At 41.1% G+C, this 16,373-nt stretch carries 14 protein-coding genes and 1 pseudogene; 12 read left to right on the forward strand and 3 right to left on the reverse strand.

All coding sequences use genetic code 11. The features are described from left to right. Positions 1-38 precede the first annotated feature (38 nt). Both HWQ38_RS32155 and HWQ38_RS32160 read left to right on the forward strand, forming a co-directional pair. Positions 39-1,154 carry an ABC transporter permease gene (locus HWQ38_RS32155; protein ID WP_292801939.1) on the forward strand — a complete coding sequence of 372 codons (1,116 nt, stop codon included), beginning with the start codon at positions 39-41 and terminating at the stop codon, positions 1,152-1,154. 195 nt (positions 1,155-1,349) lie between these two features. Further along, positions 1,350-1,949, forward strand: a complete 600-nt coding sequence (locus HWQ38_RS32160) for a hypothetical protein (RefSeq protein ID WP_292801941.1) — start codon at positions 1,350-1,352, stop codon at positions 1,947-1,949. A gap of 22 nt (positions 1,950-1,971) precedes the next feature. On the opposite strand, the gene HWQ38_RS32165 is transcribed toward HWQ38_RS32160, so the two are convergent. Both HWQ38_RS32165 and HWQ38_RS32170 read right to left on the reverse strand, forming a co-directional pair. Beyond that, complete coding sequence (locus tag HWQ38_RS32165; RefSeq protein ID WP_292801943.1) at positions 1,972-2,997, reverse strand: ABC transporter permease; 1,026 nt, start codon at positions 2,995-2,997, stop codon at positions 1,972-1,974. A gap of 143 nt (positions 2,998-3,140) precedes the next feature. Further along, positions 3,141-4,793 carry an ABC transporter substrate-binding protein gene (locus HWQ38_RS32170; RefSeq protein WP_292801945.1) on the reverse strand — a complete coding sequence of 551 codons (1,653 nt, stop codon included), beginning with the start codon at positions 4,791-4,793 and terminating at the stop codon, positions 3,141-3,143. Between the two features lie 858 nt (positions 4,794-5,651). On the opposite strand from HWQ38_RS32170, the gene HWQ38_RS32175 reads away from it, so the two are divergent. The 10 genes and pseudogenes from HWQ38_RS32175 to HWQ38_RS32220 all read left to right on the forward strand — a co-directional run bounded on the left by HWQ38_RS32175 (position 5,652) and on the right by HWQ38_RS32220 (position 14,841). Then, positions 5,652-5,975: a hypothetical protein gene (locus HWQ38_RS32175; RefSeq protein ID WP_292801947.1), complete on the forward strand. Its 324-nt coding sequence runs from the start codon at positions 5,652-5,654 to the stop codon at positions 5,973-5,975. A gap of 475 nt (positions 5,976-6,450) precedes the next feature. Beyond that, positions 6,451-7,980, forward strand: coding sequence for a photosystem II chlorophyll-binding protein CP47 (gene psbB, locus HWQ38_RS32180; protein ID WP_292801949.1), 1,530 nt, complete (start codon positions 6,451-6,453; stop codon positions 7,978-7,980). 96 nt (positions 7,981-8,076) lie between these two features. Then, positions 8,077-8,181, forward strand: a complete 105-nt coding sequence (locus HWQ38_RS32185; protein WP_292763946.1) for a photosystem II reaction center protein T — start codon at positions 8,077-8,079, stop codon at positions 8,179-8,181. Positions 8,182-8,474: 293 nt separating this feature from the next. Continuing rightward, on the forward strand, positions 8,475-9,608 hold the full coding sequence (locus HWQ38_RS32190; protein WP_292801951.1) for a S1 RNA-binding domain-containing protein: 1,134 nt from the start codon (positions 8,475-8,477) through the stop codon (positions 9,606-9,608). Positions 9,609-9,719: 111 nt separating this feature from the next. Continuing rightward, a complete protein-coding gene (locus tag HWQ38_RS32195) occupies positions 9,720-10,454 on the forward strand; it encodes an HAD family hydrolase (protein WP_292801953.1) in 735 nt (244 codons plus the stop codon). Positions 10,455-10,549: 95 nt separating this feature from the next. Beyond that, a complete protein-coding gene (locus tag HWQ38_RS32200; protein ID WP_292801955.1) occupies positions 10,550-11,134 on the forward strand; it encodes a Uma2 family endonuclease in 585 nt (194 codons plus the stop codon). 500 nt (positions 11,135-11,634) lie between these two features. Then, positions 11,635-11,848, forward strand: a pseudogene (locus HWQ38_RS32205) (transposase); the annotation flags it as partial. Between the two features lie 519 nt (positions 11,849-12,367). Continuing rightward, positions 12,368-13,000 (forward strand): DUF4360 domain-containing protein, encoded by a 633-nt coding sequence (locus HWQ38_RS32210; protein WP_292801957.1) that lies wholly within the window; start codon positions 12,368-12,370, stop codon positions 12,998-13,000. Between the two features lie 387 nt (positions 13,001-13,387). After that, the gene (locus HWQ38_RS32215) at positions 13,388-14,038 is read left to right on the forward strand and encodes a DUF4360 domain-containing protein (protein WP_292801959.1); all 651 of its coding nucleotides are present in this window, start codon (positions 13,388-13,390) and stop codon (positions 14,036-14,038) included. A gap of 191 nt (positions 14,039-14,229) precedes the next feature. Continuing rightward, positions 14,230-14,841, forward strand: a complete 612-nt coding sequence (locus tag HWQ38_RS32220; RefSeq protein WP_292801961.1) for a DUF4360 domain-containing protein — start codon at positions 14,230-14,232, stop codon at positions 14,839-14,841. 197 nt (positions 14,842-15,038) lie between these two features. Here HWQ38_RS32220 and HWQ38_RS32225 read toward each other — a convergent pair whose 3' ends face one another. Then, positions 15,039-16,055, reverse strand: a complete 1,017-nt coding sequence (locus HWQ38_RS32225) for a sulfate/molybdate ABC transporter ATP-binding protein (protein ID WP_292801963.1) — start codon at positions 16,053-16,055, stop codon at positions 15,039-15,041. Positions 16,056-16,373: the final 318 nt, after the last annotated feature.

Raw genomic sequence — 16,373 nt, forward strand, 5'->3', positions numbered from 1 at the left:
CTCCTGTACAGACGCGATTAATCGCGTCTCTAACAACTATGGATTGGTGGCGACGACTGAAGAAAAATCCTTTGGCACGATTTGGGGCAATTTTGCTGTTAGTTTTCTACATAGCAGTAATTGCAGCTGATTTCGTGGCTCCTTATGATCCCTATGCTTCACAGCCTAATGGTTCACTGCTGCCACCAACTAAGATACACTGGGTTTCTCAGTCAGGGCAGTTTATCGGGCCTCATGTTTATCCGACGACTCAGGGAGACACGAATTTAGAAACAGGCGATCGCCAAGTGATTGTAGACTTCAAAAAGCCTTCACCAGTGCGTCTATTTGTCTCCGGCGCAGAATACCGATTGTTACAGATGAGTTTGCCATTACCCCCGAAGTGGGATGAGGTCACAATCTTTGCTGGTATCCCCTTAAATTGGCATTTATTTGGGACAACAAGTGGCGCAAAAGTCAACATCTTCGGCACTGATGACCAAGGCCGCGACCAATTTAGTCGCATACTACATGGCGGTCGCATCAGTATGTTTATCGGGATTTTTGGTATTATCATTACCTATCCCCTCGGTTTGCTCATCGGTGGAATTTCCGGTTATTTCGGTGGTGTGACTGATAGCGTCATTATGCGCTTGGCAGAAGTGCTAATGACTTTCCCTAGTATTTATCTTTTGGTGACTTTGGGAGCAGTATTGCCAGCTGGTTTAAGCAGTACTCAGCGCTTTTTGCTGATTGTGGTGATTACTTCGGTTATTAGCTGGGCTGGTTTAGCACGGGTGATTCGCGGACAGGTACTATCAATTAAAGAGCGAGAATTTGTGCAAGCGGCACGCGCAATGGGCGGTAATCCACTTTATATCATCCTCCGCCACGTTTTGCCGCAAACGGCTAGTTATATAGTTATCTCTGCAACTCTTGCTATTCCCAGCTTTATTGGTGCAGAAGCGATACTGAGTCTCATCGGCTTGGGAATTCAACAACCAGACCCCTCTTGGGGCAATATGCTTTCTCTGGCTAGCAATGCTTCAATTTTGGTATTGCAACCTTGGTTAATCTGGCCGCCAGCTGTGCTGATTATCCTCACAGTGCTAGCATTCAACTTACTTGGTGATGGGCTGAGAGATGCCCTTGATCCTCGTAGTTTAAGAAGATAAGCCCTTAGAATAGCAAATGCTCCGGCGTAGCCAGCCATAGGCGATCGCTGAAATAACAAACGCGTAGGTGTAGCCAGCCGTAGGCGATCGCTGAAATACCAGCAACAGAATTGTTGACGCTAGTTTCTACTTTAACTTGGATGTTGGATGGTAATTTCAGTCTTCTGTTTAAAAGCGAAAGGGAGTATTTGTTTTATGGCTTATAGCGACTTTAGTTTAGCTAAAGCAAAACAAGAGTTGAGTTTAATCACATTAGAAAAACGCGATATTTTCGCTGCTGTTCCTGAATTAACAGCGAGTAATTTACTTGCAGAAACACTCAATTATAACCTGGAGATCGCTTTAGGTAGTAATAGTGAAAAAGCTCGTTCTGAGTTAATTATTGCTCCAATTTTAGTGGATTTACGCCGACAATTACGAGAACAAATTGGTTTATTTTCTAGGGTAGATTTCACTGTCGATAATAGCAAAGGATTAAACGGTACTTGCGATTTTATTATTACTAAATCTCCAGAAATTCTAATTTTGACAGCACCAGTAATTACAGTTGTAGAAGCTAAAAAAGAAAATATTAATGCGGGTTTGGGTCAGTGTGCAGCAGAAATGGTAGCAGCCCAAATTTTTAATGAGCAAGCTGCAACTGAGATTAAAACAATTTACGGAGCAGTTACAACGGGCAGTATTTGGCAATTCCTTAAACTAGAAGAACAAACATTGACTATTGATTTAAGCGAATATTATCTCAAAGATGTGAATAAAATTCTTGGTATTTTAGCAAGTGGGATTTATCAATAAAATTAATAAAATCTCAAGCAGCTTAATATCGAATTCGCGGATCTACATAAGCATTTAAAATATCAATCAAAATGCTTGCACTCACAACGATCGCACCAAAAAATACTAGCACTCCCTGGACTGTGGGATAATCGCGATCGGCGATCGCTTGATACAATCGATTGGCTAACCCAGGCCAAGAAAATGTCACTTCTGTTAAAATCGCTCCACCCAATAGAGACGCAAAGGTTAATCCCAAGACTGTAATTACTGGGATTAGCGCATTTTTCAAGGCATGGGAGGCTAAAATCTTATTTTCACCAATACCTCTGGCTCTAGCGGCTTCTACATAATCTGCTTGCAAGGTTTGCTTTAAATTCACTCTTACAATTCGCTCAAAAATCCCACTCAACAAAATTCCTAGTGTGAGACTCGGTAACGCAAGATGGTGCAAAGATGTGAAAAATTGGGTAAAGTTTCCACCGAGTAAGCTATCAATTGTATACAATCCTGTTACGCTCGTGGGAGCCGGAAGATTAGGCGGAAAGCGGTTGGAATTAGGAAACCAACCCAATTGGACTGAGAAAATCAACTGCAAAAGCATTCCCGCCCAAAACATGGGGAGTGCGTAGGTAATGATCCCAAATAAGCGCCCGCCGACATCAAAATATGTTCCAGGACGGGAAGCCGAAAGAGTTCCAACCGCAATTCCAACGATGAGTGCAACCGCCATACTACATACTGCTAACTCCACCGTCGCCGGGAAATATTGCCCAATTATGTCCCAAACATTCTCTCCGCGACTCATTAAAGAGGTTCCCAAATCAAAACGCAGTATGCTTCCCAAATAATTTAGGTACTGTAGCCACAGAGGAAGGTTTAAACCTAGTTGTTTTCGCAATTCTTCTTTAGCAGCTTCTGGCGCACGTCCACCGAGAATTGCATCTGCTGGATCTCCTGGTGTTGCTCTTAGTAAGAGAAATACAATGGTGATAATAGTTAATAGCTGAAGTGGCGCGAGAAGCAGCCGAGAAACAATGTAATATTGTAAAGCTTTAGAGCGAGACATAAGCAATTCAAAATTAAAAATGCACTTTTGGGAACTATTTTAGCTATTAGCTATAAATATATTGAACATGAAATATTTTATTTAATAGTCAAAAGTCAATCGTCAACAGTTATGACTAATGACTAATGACTAATGACTAATGACTACTTTTTAATTGTCTGGTAAACCAGAATTTGAGTAGGGTTAAGTTGTACGTTGCTAACACCTTTTTGGGCAAATACATAGTCTTTGTTTTGCCATAAAGGAACGTAAGGGACTTCAGTAGTTACTTGCGTTTGAATTTCTGTAAAAATTTTCTGACGCGCTTCGGGGTTTTGTTCCTTGCGTTGCTGATCAATCAGTTTATTCATGGCTTCGCTATAGTAAAACGAACCCTGAGTTTGACTGCCTCCATCTTCACATCCTTTGGCAACTGAACCTTTGGCACAAGATAAAAACGGCTGGACGTAATTATCTGGGTCTAAAAAGTCTGGATACCAATCAAGTAAAGCTGCTGGATATAATCCTTTGGAGATGTCTTTAAAAAAGGTAGGGGCTTCGGCGGGGGTAACTTCAAATTGCAGTATTCCATCCATTTTGACATCGACAAGAGATTTGAATGTCTGTGCTGCCAAACTACGAGTAGGCGAACTAGAAGGATACCAAACTTGAACTTTTGCAGGATTTTCTTTGGAGAAACCAGCAGTAGTTAACAATTTTTTAGCTTGATCAAAGTTAGCGTCACCATATTTATCTTTGAATAATGGCACAGATACTTTAAACGTCGTGGGAATCATACTATAAAGCGGATCTGCTTGACCAAGTAATACTCGCTCGTTTAAAAGTGGACGGTCAATTATTGAGGCGATCGCTTGTCTTACCTCTAATTTATCTAAAGGCTTTTGATTCCGGTTTAATACTAGATAACTTACTACACTACCTTGAGCAGCGATCGCTTGCCAATCCCCTTTTTTAGCACCGTCTTCCAAGCTACGAGTTTGATCTGGTTGCAACGACAGATAAGCTACATCAACTGCGCCTGTACGGAAAGCATTAAACAAATTAACCGGACTAGTTTGAATTTGGAGGTTAACACCCTTGTTTGCTGGTTTTTCTCCCCAATACTTATCAAACGCATCAAATCGCAGTGAATCGGTGCCATATTGCGCTAACTTATAAGGGCCAGTCCCCACAAAAATATTTGGCTTGAATTTACCAGCACCAACTTCGTAAGCTTTTGGCGAAACTGCACCCACGCCAGGAAACGCCAGCAGTGAAGGAAAGGCTGAAAAGGGCTTTTTCAGCTTAATTGTTAACTCATACTCGCCTGTAGTTTTTGCCGAATCTACTATATCAGCTAGTAAGAATGAGGGTTTTCCTTTATTTTCAATAAAGCGCTGGATGGTAAACGCCATTGCTTTAGCGTTGAAGGGAGTCCCATCGTGATAAACGACTCCCTGATGTAAGGGAATGGTATAAGTTAAGCCATCTTGACTGACTTTCGGTAATGCTGTAGCTAGCTGGGGCTTAATTTCCGTGCTTCCTGATTCGTAGGTGTAGAGGCGATCGCTCATATTAAACACCAAACCTAAAGATGCTAACTCATAAGCATCAGCCGGATCAAGGGTTCTTGGCTTTGCTGTTGTACCTATAGTAATCCGACCATCACCTGTAGGGATATTTACAGAACCGGATGGTGGCGTAGAAAGCTGTGGACGAGGAGCGCAACTAACAATGAATAATAAACATAGACAGAACAAAGATAAGAATTGTGTAATTCGACCCCACCGTTTCAGGGACAAGGAAAACCAGGTCATACAGTTAAATTTTATGTAATTATCGGTCAGTGATTATACTATATCTTCGCTAGTTTTATAGCATTTATTACAATTAATTACTAATGTGCCCACTTTTGATACAGGGTTTTGCTCTAATAAATAGATATATTTGAGATTATTAAATAAAAATACTTAGAAAGCTGTGATAGTTGATTCCCTTAAATGCTAACTAGAGTATGTAGACTTTTAGCATCAGAATTTAGATTACTTATTTCTATAGAATCATTAGATATAGCAATCCTATCTGATTTGTGAAAATTATCTGTGTCCAGATCCCCGACTTCTCAAATAAGTCAGGGATCTAACTTTTCACGAATGATTTAAGATTGCTATATTTAAAATTAATTGTTCTCAGTTTTGATACGTAGAGTTAAGAGAACAGTAGTTTAATATAAAAATTTCTTTTCCCTTATATCGTTCGCCTTTAAGGTTATCTTGTTTTCTTTTTCCATTTTTTTGCTCATCGGTTCTATTAATTCAGGACTTACGCAAACAATAGCCCAAACCCAGATTTTACAGTACGGGCAATTCATGAATTGCCCCTACGCTGTGTAGTTTTGCGTAAGTCCTATAATTGTATAATTCCATTCTTTATCATCTATTTCTAATGCCCAATCATATAGTTCTCTAATTGCATCGCTATTATCAAATTAGATATTCTAATCTTGTAATTTTTTGTACCGATCCAAGTGATCTAAGTAATGATTTTTGCTATTAAAACATGGACACTAAATTAAATAGCCTTAATTTAAAATATCATTAGTTATACATTAACAAATCAGATATGTACGATATGGTAAATAGCAAATAGAAAGTCCAAACAGTGAGACTAAGATCGTGAAGTATTTCTTTCTATCTGAGGGATGGGCAGTTGCTAGAGTCTGGGCATCTGATGGACTATGGCAAATAACTGCATGGCGACGCCAACCAGATATTCAGCAAATGAATATTTGTTTAGTGGAACAAAACGAATTGCTATGGCTTTATCGAGTTGAAGAAGCCATTTTAACCGTGGAAGTCAAGCCAATAACACCAGTAATTGCCAGTAAAGCCATAGGACAAGTAGTACTCAAGCGTCTGATGAGTGCTGAACAGGTAATTGAACGCCTGGGTACGGCTGAGGCGAAGTGTCAATTGCAAAATATCCAGTTGGTGGTTTAGTAGCGCATTGGGCATGGGGAAAGACAAGGGAGACAAGGAAGAGGGGGAAGACAAGGGAGAAAAGAAACTTGTTCAATAATTCCTCCTTGTCCGCCTTGTCCCCATTCCCCACTCCTGGTAAAGAAAATATAAGCAAATTTAATCTGTGAGGGGGGTTGGTAGCGAAAAAACTTTCAGATGCTACGCGATCGCATCAATTTACACGCTTGCAAACAATTCCATCAATAGTTACACTTTTTAAAACATTCTCATTTTTGCTTAGGCGATGGCTACCCTACGGGGTAAACTTCCCAAAGCGAGTAAGCATTGCCAAAACACCTACGCTGTCTGACTTTTAAGATTAAGCTGTGGTAAGACTCTGGCTCTGGCAATAACAAAAAACAAGAGAGAGTTTTCTGAGTGGCGGCTTTCGTCTCTCAAAACCTCAGTAAGAAAATTGCTTTGTAAACTAACTCATAGAGGAGGAGCGTAGTCAATGGGACTACCCTGGTATCGAGTACATACAGTCGTTCTGAATGATCCAGGTCGGCTGATTTCTGTACACCTGATGCACACAGCCTTAGTTGCAGGCTGGGCTGGTTCGATGGCACTCTACGAATTGGCTGTTTTTGACCCTAGCGATCCGGTTCTCAACCCGATGTGGCGTCAAGGGATGTTCGTTCTGCCCTTCATGTCACGTTTGGGTGTCACCCAATCTTGGGGTGGTTGGAATGTTACTGGTGGTCCAGGAACTGATCCTGGCTTCTGGTCATTTGAAGGCGTTGCTGCCGCTCACATTGTTCTTTCCGGTCTTTTATTCCTAGCCGCCGTATGGCACTGGGTTTACTGGGATTTGGAACTCTTTAGAGATCCCCGCACTGGTGAACCTGCCCTAGATTTGCCAAAGATGTTTGGCATTCACCTATTCTTATCTGGTCTACTTTGTTTTGGGTTTGGTGCTTTTCACCTCACCGGACTATTTGGCCCAGGGATGTGGGTTACTGACCCCTACGGTATAACTGGTGCCGCGCAAGCAGTAGCACCGGAATGGGGCCCAGATGGTTTTAACCCATATAACCCTGGCGGCATTGTGGCTCACCACATTGCGGCTGGTGTTGTTGGTATTATTGCAGGCTTATTCCACCTGACAGTCAGACCCCCGGAACGGCTCTACAAAGCCCTGCGGATGGGGAACATTGAAACAGTACTTTCTAGCAGTATTGCAGCAGTCTTCTTTGCTGCTTTCGTTGTTGCTGGTACTATGTGGTACGGTAACGCCGCCACACCTATCGAATTATTTGGCCCTACCCGCTATCAATGGGATCAAAGCTACTTCCGTCAGGAAATTGATCGTCGCGTTCAAACTAGCGTTGCTGAAGGCGCAAGCCTAACGCAGGCTTGGTCGCAGATTCCAGAAAAGCTGGCTTTCTACGATTACGTCGGTAATAGCCCCGCCAAAGGCGGTCTATTCCGTACCGGTCCGATGGTCAAAGGTGATGGCATTGCCCAGTCTTGGCAAGGTCACGCCGTATTCAAAGATTCTGAAGGACGGGAATTGACCGTGCGTCGTCTCCCCAACTTCTTTGAAACCTTCCCAGTAATTTTGACTGATGCAGATGGAATTGTCCGCGCTGACATTCCTTTCCGTCGGGCAGAATCTAAGTATAGCTTCGAGCAATCTGGTGTCACCGTTAGCTTCTATGGTGGCGATCTGAATGGTAAGACCTTTACAGATCCAGCTGATGTAAAGAAGTATGCTCGTAAGGCTCAAGGCGGTGAAATCTTTGAATTTGACCGGGAAACCTTGAACTCTGATGGTGTATTCCGCACCAGTCCTAGAGGTTGGTTTACCTTTGGACATGCTGTATTTGCTCTGCTGTTCTTCTTTGGTCATCTCTGGCATGGCGCTCGGACAATCTACCGAGACGTATTTGCTGGTGTTGATGCCGATCTAGAAGAACAAGTTGAATGGGGTCTGTTCCAGAAAGTGGGTGACAAGTCAACCCGCCGCAAGGAAGCTCTCTAATTTAAGTGCTGAGTTATGAGTGCTGTGTTTCGAGTTAAGGCTCTGACTCAGCACTCATAAGTTTAATTACTGGCTAGATAGGCAGGAAATCGTAATATGGAAAGCGTTGCGTACATCTTGATTTTTACACTCTGTATAGGTACTATCTTTTTTGCGATCGCATTTCGCGAACCCCCTCGTTTTGAGAAAAAAGATAAGTAGATCCTATTCCCAGACCTTTAAGCGGATTTAATCTTAATATCCGTTGCTACTATCTTTGGTAGCAACGGATATTATTATATTTGTCCTTTGTTGGTTCTAACTACTAAGTAAATGACCAATCATTTTAAGATTGTGATATAATTTCCGATCTTTGGACTAGATATGTGTTAATACTAGCTTTTCTGCGCTAGGATGAAAAAGGTCTTAAGTGTAAGCTGCCATAAAAGCGCTTGCATAAGACATCGCGTTTATCGTCCAACCTTTACGGAGACTAGAACCAGGAACAAATTAGCATGGTCAATCAGAATTTAACCGCTACAGAAATTGGATTCACTCACGAAGATTTCGCTGCTCTACTTGACAAATACGATTATCATTTTAGCCCTGGTGATGTTGTACCAGGAACAGTATTCAGTATAGAGCCGCGCGGCGCTCTGATTGACATTGGTGCTAAAACCGCAGCATATATACCTATACAAGAAATGTCTATTAACCGGGTAGATAGCCCGGAAGAAGTTTTACAGTCAAACGAAACGCGGGAATTTTTCATCCTTACCGATGAAAACGAAGATGGACAATTAACCCTTTCCATTCGCCGTATTGAATATATGCGGGCTTGGGAGCGCGTGCGACAGCTGCAAGCAGAAGATGCTACTGTACGTTCTGGCGTATTTGCAACCAATCGCGGCGGAGCATTAGTACGGATTGAAGGATTACGTGGGTTTATCCCAGGTTCCCACATCAGTACCCGCAAACCTAAAGAAGAATTGGTAGGTGAGGATCTGCCATTGAAATTCCTAGAGGTGGACGAAGAACGTAATCGCCTAGTTCTATCTCACCGTCGGGCGTTGGTTGAGCGCAAGATGAACCGCCTAGAAGTCGGCGAAGTAGTGATTGGTACTGTTCGTGGCATCAAGCCATACGGTGCTTTCATCGACATCGGTGGTGTCAGTGGTCTACTGCACATTTCTGAGATTTCTCACGAACATATTGATACGCCTCACAGCGTGTTCAATGTCAATGATGAACTGAAAGTTATGATCATTGACTTGGATGCAGAAAGGGGTCGGATTTCCCTATCTACCAAGCAGCTAGAACCCGAACCCGGCGACATGATTAAAAACCGGGATTTGGTTTACGATAAGGCAGAAGAAATGGCTGCTAAGTATCGTGAACAGCAGTTAGCCAAGCAGCAAGGTGCTACTGCTGCGCCGGCTGCACCTGCGGAAGTTGTAGCAGACGAAGAAATAGAAGTTCCACCAGCAGCAGAACTTGACGAAGAAATTCCACCAGCAGCAGAACTTGAAGAAGAAATTCCACCAGCGACGGAAACTGAAGAAGAAATTCCAGTAGTTGCGGAAATTGAAAAGGAGATTCCAGCAGCGACGGAAACTGAAGAAGAAATTCCAGTAGCTATTGAAGAGTAATACATTTATAGCTTTACTTGTCTTTAAGTAAGAGTATCACATCATGTTATAAAGAGGGTTTTTCCCTCTTTTTTTATGTAGAGAATCAGTAAAAGTTAAGAGTTAAAGATTGTGGCAACCATTAAATGTAGAAATATCATTTTTAATAATATCCAGGCAATTTTGTTTGACAAAAACGGTACTCTAGAAGATTCTGAAATATATTTGCGATCGCTCGCACAAAAAGCAGCAAGATTAATAGATGCTCAAATCCCTGGAACTGGGGAACCCCTATTAATGGCATTTGGTGTCAATGGCAATCTTCTAGATGTGGCAGGTTTAATATCAGTAGCAAGCCGCCGTGAAACAGAAGTTGCGGCTGCGGCATATATTGCCGAAACTGGTAGGGGTTGGTTTGAGTCCTTAAAAATAGCCCGTCAAGCTTTGGATGAAGCGGAAAAATACATTGGACAAACTCCTTCACCACTGTTTGTGGGTAGCTTAGAAGTTTTGAAATCCCTGCAAGAAGGCGGACTAAAACTCGGTATCCTCTCAGCTGCGACAACTGAAGAAGTACGTAAGTTTGTCGCTAATCACCAATTAAGTGATTATATCCAGTTGGAAATGGGAGTCGATGAGGGTCCGAGTAAACCAGATCCAGTGCTATTTTTGCAAGCTTGCCAAGCTTTGGAAGTCGAACCAGGAGCTACATTGATGGTGGGTGATTCAGTTGGTGATATGCAAATGGCGCGTAATGCTAAAGCCGCAGGTTGTATTGGTATCACTTGGGTAGGTAAGTCAGATAATGTCCGAGGTGCAGATGTGGTGATTAATCAACTTGATGAAATCCAGATTTTAGAGGATTAATTTCTAAGCAAAATATTTTGCTATTATCATACTATTTCTGGTATGTCAAGTTAAAGATGCTAGGATATTAATTGCTCCTCACAGTTGCTAAAGCCATGCAAAACACAGAAACGACGTTAAAACTGCGCCTGTGGACAGTAGAGGAATACCACCGCATGGCTGACGCTGGGATTTTTAGTGCAGATGAACGAGTGGAACTCCTAGAAGGAAAGATTATCTGGATGAGTGCCAAAGGAACAGCCCATAGGTCAGCAGTGGGGAGAACAGACTACTTACTGAAAAATAGGTTAGGAAATCGGGCTTGGGTATCCATTCAAGACCCAGTAAAGCTAAATGAACAGTCTGAACCAGAACCGGATATTGCTGTCGTTAAAGTAGACCCACTGGACTATGCAGACCACCATCCTACCCCTTCTGAAGTTTATTTCATTATTGAGGTAGCAGATAGTAGCTTTAAACTAGACTGTGAAACTAAAGGAAAAGCTTACTCAAAGGCAGGAATTATAGATTATTGGGTGCTAGATGTGATTGGCCGGCAATTGCACGTCTTTCGAGAACCGACTGAGGATGGCTATCAAAGTGAAGTAATTGTAGAGGAAGATGGGATTATTTCACCTTTACAGTTTCCTGATTTAAGCATTGCAGTTTTGGAAATGTTACCACTGTTGAGAGTAACTTAGGTAAAAAGGAAAATATTTGTCACCTACTGTTAAATATAGGACTAGTATTTGATTTTTGAAATGCACGTAGTGGACTCTTTTGGCTAAAATACTGCATTAGACGTAGATGTAGGTTGGGTGGAGCGGAGCGCAACCCAACTGATTATCAGGATGTTGGCTTTGGCAAAGCCTCCAACGCCACTTGCTACAACGCTCTTAACCCGCGCAACGCAGTGGCTCCCCAACCGACAATTTTTTTGCAACATTTTAGGCGTAGATAGTCCACTACAAGACTACCGAGATTTTTTTCAGAACTCAAATATGATTCCTATATAGGACTCGTATTTGATTTTTGAAAAAAATCAGTACACCCCGACAAGGCTTTTTCCCTATTCCCATTCGGCTACGCTCACGGCAAGCCGACTCCCCACTCCCTACTCCCTGTCTACGCAAATAATTTCAAAAATCAAAGCAGACTGCTATAGTAGCTGGTTTAATAACTGAATATACTCATAAAATTTATTCTGGATAACGCCAAATTTCAGTTATGCCAACTTGTTCAAACATAGGCCAAAAAACTGGGTATAGAACTCTGTTACTTCCCTTCATATTCGCCAAAATTTAATTTTATATTCACCAAAATTTAACTTGATTGAACACTTTTTGTGCTTTGTGAGAAATGAATCCTTGTATTCAAAGTACTATACTGACTTTGATGATTTTAAGTTAGCAATGCCCTTCGACAGGCTCAGGGTAAGACCTAAGACGGGCTGCGCCTACGCTGATTGTATTGCCACTGCTAAAAAATAAAAGCTGGATACGTTGCTAGCTGTTAATTTCCCATCTTTTAAAAAAGTCTAGGTTTTAGCCAATTCTTCTTTTAACTTGATAAAAAATGAGCGAATAGTTAGCTATTAGTTAACTTGTGTAAATAATTACAAAACATATCTCTTTGGAGAGATTCAATGTAATTATGATGTTACAGTATGATTATTAACAGGTTATTCTTATGTCAATTCTTAAATAAATAAAATACGCTGATAAATAATTTAAGAGCCAGAAAATAAATTCATTATTTTTTATTATTTTCTGTCTCCCTTAACCAAAGCGTATTACAGACAAATAAGAATTGGTATAAATCCCCAAACCCCAAAGAGGCTGCTGGGTAAAATTCCTTTGTTTATAAGTGTCTTAGGGAATTTTCAGTTGCAGCTAATGTCCAGAGGCAATTACACGTTTTAGCGGAGTCCTTGTATGAAGATTTTAAGTGCTTTTATTTCCAGTTTGACGCTACTAAGTTTAAATGTTGTGGGTTTGTCTCAGGTAGAGGCTCAACCAGTAGGATTTCAGTTTGAAAAAGTTCCAGTAACTCTTTTTGGAAATGGTTGCCCAGCCGGAACAGCAGAGGGAATTTTGAATGGAGATACTCTTTCAATAACATTTTCTGAGTTTGAAGCTTTAGCTGCACCTCCTAAGGTTGTATCAAAATCCTGCAATCTGCGGATCGGTCTGAATGTACCTTCTGGATTGAACGTTCAGCCAATTAACGTCAAGTATATTGGCTTTGCAGATGTACCTCAAGGAGGCAGTGCTGACGTGAATGTTAAAATACTCTTTCAAGGTCAACAAATTCCAACTATCAATAATCCAAACGCAACGTTTAAGCCTGGCTTCTCAGATGTTTGGAGCAAAGATGTGGGTGTTGTATTAGGGACAATAAATGCCTGTAAGAACCCAGTAAGTTCGATTTTTGGTATCAATACCAATCTGACGGCAAGAGCTAGAGGTATACCTGCAAATCAAGAAACCCAAATCCGAATTGATACAATCGACACAACAATCGGTCCTGTATTGTTCCAAATCAAGTTTGGTTTTAAACCTTGTTAGGTTTTTTAAATGCAGAGTAAGTTTTGCATTTAGTTTTTTATAAAAGCTGAACCCTCTAAAGCTGCTTTATAAACTTCTAGAAATATTTCTTGCAATCGCTCTGAAGAAATCTTTGACTATCTGTCTTCAGAAATAGTATTGGCAACAAAATAGCAATTCTTAAATAAATGAAATCCGCTAATAAATAATTTAAGAGTCAGAAATTCCTTGTTTTTTCCTATTTCTGTCTACCTTAACTAGAGCGTATTAAACACAATTAAGAATTGGTATAAATCCCCAAACCCTAGCGAGGCTGCTGGGGAAATTCCTTTGTTTAGAAGTATCTGAGGGAATTTTCAGTTGCAGCTTAATGTATACAGGAAATTACACGTTTCGCGGAGTGATTGGATGAAAATTTTAAGTGGTCTGATTTCCAGTTTGACGCTACTGAGTTTAAATGTTGTGGGTTTATCTCAAGTACAGGCTCAATCACAAGAAGGATTTGAGTTTCAAAAAATTCCGGTAACTCTTGCAGGAAATGGTTGTCCACCGGGAAAAGCACAGGGAATTTTGAATGGAGATACTCTTTCAATAACATTTTCTGATTTTGAAGCTTTAGCTGCACCTCCTAAGGTTGTATCAAAATCCTGCAATCTGCGGATCGGTCTGAATGTACCTTCTGGATTGAACGTTCAGCCGATTAACGTCAAATATCTTGGCTTTGCAGATGTGCCTAAAAAAGGCAGCGCTGACCTGAACGTTAAAATACTCTTTCAAGGTCAAGAAGTTCAAATTAACGATAATCCAAACGCAACGTTTAAGTCAGGTTTCTCAGATGTTTGGAGCAAAGATGTAGATATTATATTAGGCACAATAAATGCATGTAATAAACCAGTGAGTTCAATTTTTGGCATCAATTCAACTCTGACGGCAAGAGCTAAAGATATACCTGCAAATGAAGAAACTCAAATCAGAATTGATACAATCGACACAACAATTGGTCCTGTATTGTTCCAAATCAAGTTTGATTTTACTCCTTGTGTTACAAATCAAACTTGATTTTAATCCTTGTAAGGTTTCTTAAATGCATAGTTAAGTTTTGTATTTAGTTTTTCACAAAAGCTAAACTCTCTAAAGCTGCTTTAGCAACTTGTCGAAAGATTTCTTCCAATCGTTCGGAAGAAATCTTTGACTATCTGTGTTTAGAAATAGTATTGACAACAAAGCTGATAAACTCTCCTTATTTAATTATGAAAGTCTTAAGTACTCTTGTTTCTAGTTTGACGTTACTGAGTTTAAATGTTGTAGGTTTATCTCAGGTACAGGCTCAATCACAAGGATTTCAGTTTCAACAAGTTCCAGTAACTCTTTTCGGAAATGGCTGTCCGTCGGGAAATCTCCAACCAAGTTTGAAAGGAGATACTCTGTCTGTGACTTTACCTCAATTTCAGATTACAGCTTTAGCTCCTAAGGTTGTATCAAAATCTTGCAATTTGAGAATTGGTCTGAATGTGCCTAAGGGTTACAAAGTTAAGCCCATTAACATCAGGTATGTTGGCTTTACAAATGTGCCTAAGGGAGGCAGTGCTGACCTAAAAGTTACGTTAGTGTTTCAAGGCAAAAATGTTCCAAATTCTAGTAATGATCCAAACGCAAACTTCCCGTCTGGGTTTTCAAATGGATGGGTAAAAAATGTAGCTATTACACCAGATGCAATAAATGCGTGTGCTAACCCAGTGAATTCGGTTTTCGGCATCAACACAACTTTGATAGCGCGTGCCAGGGATGTAGCTGCGGGGCAGCAAACCAAAATTCTAATCGATCGTGGTTATCAAATTAAGTTTACTTTTACTCCTTGTTAGGAGGGGCAAATATAGCGGGGCATGTAGAAAGTTTGGACTTTGAACAAAAAAGATGTGTTCGCGGATATTCTCCGCGAACAATTTATATAGACATCATAAATTACCTCAGTTATTTTAAAAACTGAGTTCAATGACTATAAGGCCAGGATATTTAGACAAGTCCGTAAATGGTTTAGAATTTCGCGCAATACTGCCAACTAAATTGAATAAGACAGTGGAAAGGACTTCGCATCTTTTGGCTTGACATACACTCGCTGTTTTGTTTCTAACTGTAAATCATTAAAGCGATCGCGTGTTAAATGCGCCATCACCACTTGTCCATCATCGAAAGTTAATTCCACCTGAATTTCCCAACCCAAATGTACCAATCGGCTGACTGTCGCAGGTGTAGTGGCACCGTTGGCAACCTTTTCAAAAATCACATCTTGCGGACGCAAAAACACTTGTGGGTGTGGCGCATCAAATCCGCTACTTTGAAAAATCTTCGAGGTGCTGGGTAATATGTTCACCGGGCCGATGAAGCTCATCACAAATGCGGTAGCAGGATTATCGTAAATTTCTGCTGGTGTCCCTACCTGTTCGATCCGCCCTTTATTCATGACCACAACTTCATCGGAGACTTCCATTGCTTCTTCTTGGTCATGGGTGACGAAAACCGTGGTAACATGAACCTGATCATGGAGGCGGCGTAACCATGCCCGTAAGTCTTTGCGGACTTTAGCATCAAGTGCGCCAAAAGGTTCATCTAGCAGTAAAACTTCCGGTTCTACTGCCAGTGCCCTTGCCAATGCTACCCGTTGTCTTTGACCACCAGAAAGTTGTGATGGATAGCGATCGCCTAATCCAGTCAATTGCACCAATTCCAGTAACTGTTCTACCCGCCCTTTAATCTTCTTTGGCTGTGCCTTACGAATTTCTAAGCCAAAGGCAATATTCTGCCTAACGGTCAGATGCTTAAATAGGGCATAGTGCTGAAAGACAAACCCAATATTTCGCTCTTGCACAGTTTGATATGTAGCGTCCTTACCGGTGAGCAGGATTTTGCCACTATCTGGCATTTCTAAACCTGAAATTAACCGTAGTAGCGTAGATTTACCTGATCCCGATGGACCGAGCAACGCAACTAGTGAACCACTCTTAATTTCCAGGCTGACTTGATCAACTGCCTTGAAACTCCCGAATTGTTTGGAGACGTTCTCAACTACTATGCCCACTGCTACTGTACCTCTGCAACTAAATCTACAGTTCCTTGCTAGGATTACTGTGTCTTACATATACCATACATAATTATTTATAGATGAACAAGATTTGGCTACTACGGCTACTGCGATCGATGAAGCTACAATGAGGCGGTAATATTATGCTTGGCTCAAAAGGGATTTACCCTTTGCATACCTCACAATACGGTTCGGTTAAGCCCAAAAAATAAAAATGTGTAGTTTTCACAGTTGGGTTTTTTCACGCCGTTCTACTTACACGATCAAAATCAGTGGTCAAACTTACGATCCTCAACCAAAACCATCCCTTGGGGA

The organism is Nostoc sp. NMS7 (assembly GCF_017115085.1).
Lineage (GTDB): Bacteria > Cyanobacteriota > Cyanobacteriia > Cyanobacteriales > Nostocaceae > Nostoc.

Bases quoted from the DNA above. Each gene is read 5' to 3' on its own strand.
- HWQ38_RS32155 (WP_292801939.1), top strand. From the start codon at position 39: ATGGATTGGTGGCGACGACTGAAGAAAAATCCTTTGGCACGATTTGGG.
- HWQ38_RS32160 (WP_292801941.1), top strand. From the start codon at position 1,350: ATGGCTTATAGCGACTTTAGTTTAGCTAAAGCAAAACAAGAGTTGAGT.
- psbB (WP_292801949.1), top strand. From the start codon at position 6,451: ATGGGACTACCCTGGTATCGAGTACATACAGTCGTTCTGAATGATCCA.
- HWQ38_RS32185 (WP_292763946.1), top strand. From the start codon at position 8,077: ATGGAAAGCGTTGCGTACATCTTGATTTTTACACTCTGTATAGGTACT.
- HWQ38_RS32210 (WP_292801957.1), top strand. From the start codon at position 12,368: ATGAAGATTTTAAGTGCTTTTATTTCCAGTTTGACGCTACTAAGTTTA.
- HWQ38_RS32215 (WP_292801959.1), top strand. From the start codon at position 13,388: ATGAAAATTTTAAGTGGTCTGATTTCCAGTTTGACGCTACTGAGTTTA.
- HWQ38_RS32165 (WP_292801943.1), bottom strand. From the start codon at position 2,997: ATGTCTCGCTCTAAAGCTTTACAATATTACATTGTTTCTCGGCTGCTT.
- HWQ38_RS32200 (WP_292801955.1), top strand. From the start codon at position 10,550: ATGCAAAACACAGAAACGACGTTAAAACTGCGCCTGTGGACAGTAGAG.
- HWQ38_RS32190 (WP_292801951.1), top strand. From the start codon at position 8,475: ATGGTCAATCAGAATTTAACCGCTACAGAAATTGGATTCACTCACGAA.
- HWQ38_RS32170 (WP_292801945.1), bottom strand. From the start codon at position 4,793: ATGACCTGGTTTTCCTTGTCCCTGAAACGGTGGGGTCGAATTACACAA.
- HWQ38_RS32220 (WP_292801961.1), top strand. From the start codon at position 14,230: ATGAAAGTCTTAAGTACTCTTGTTTCTAGTTTGACGTTACTGAGTTTA.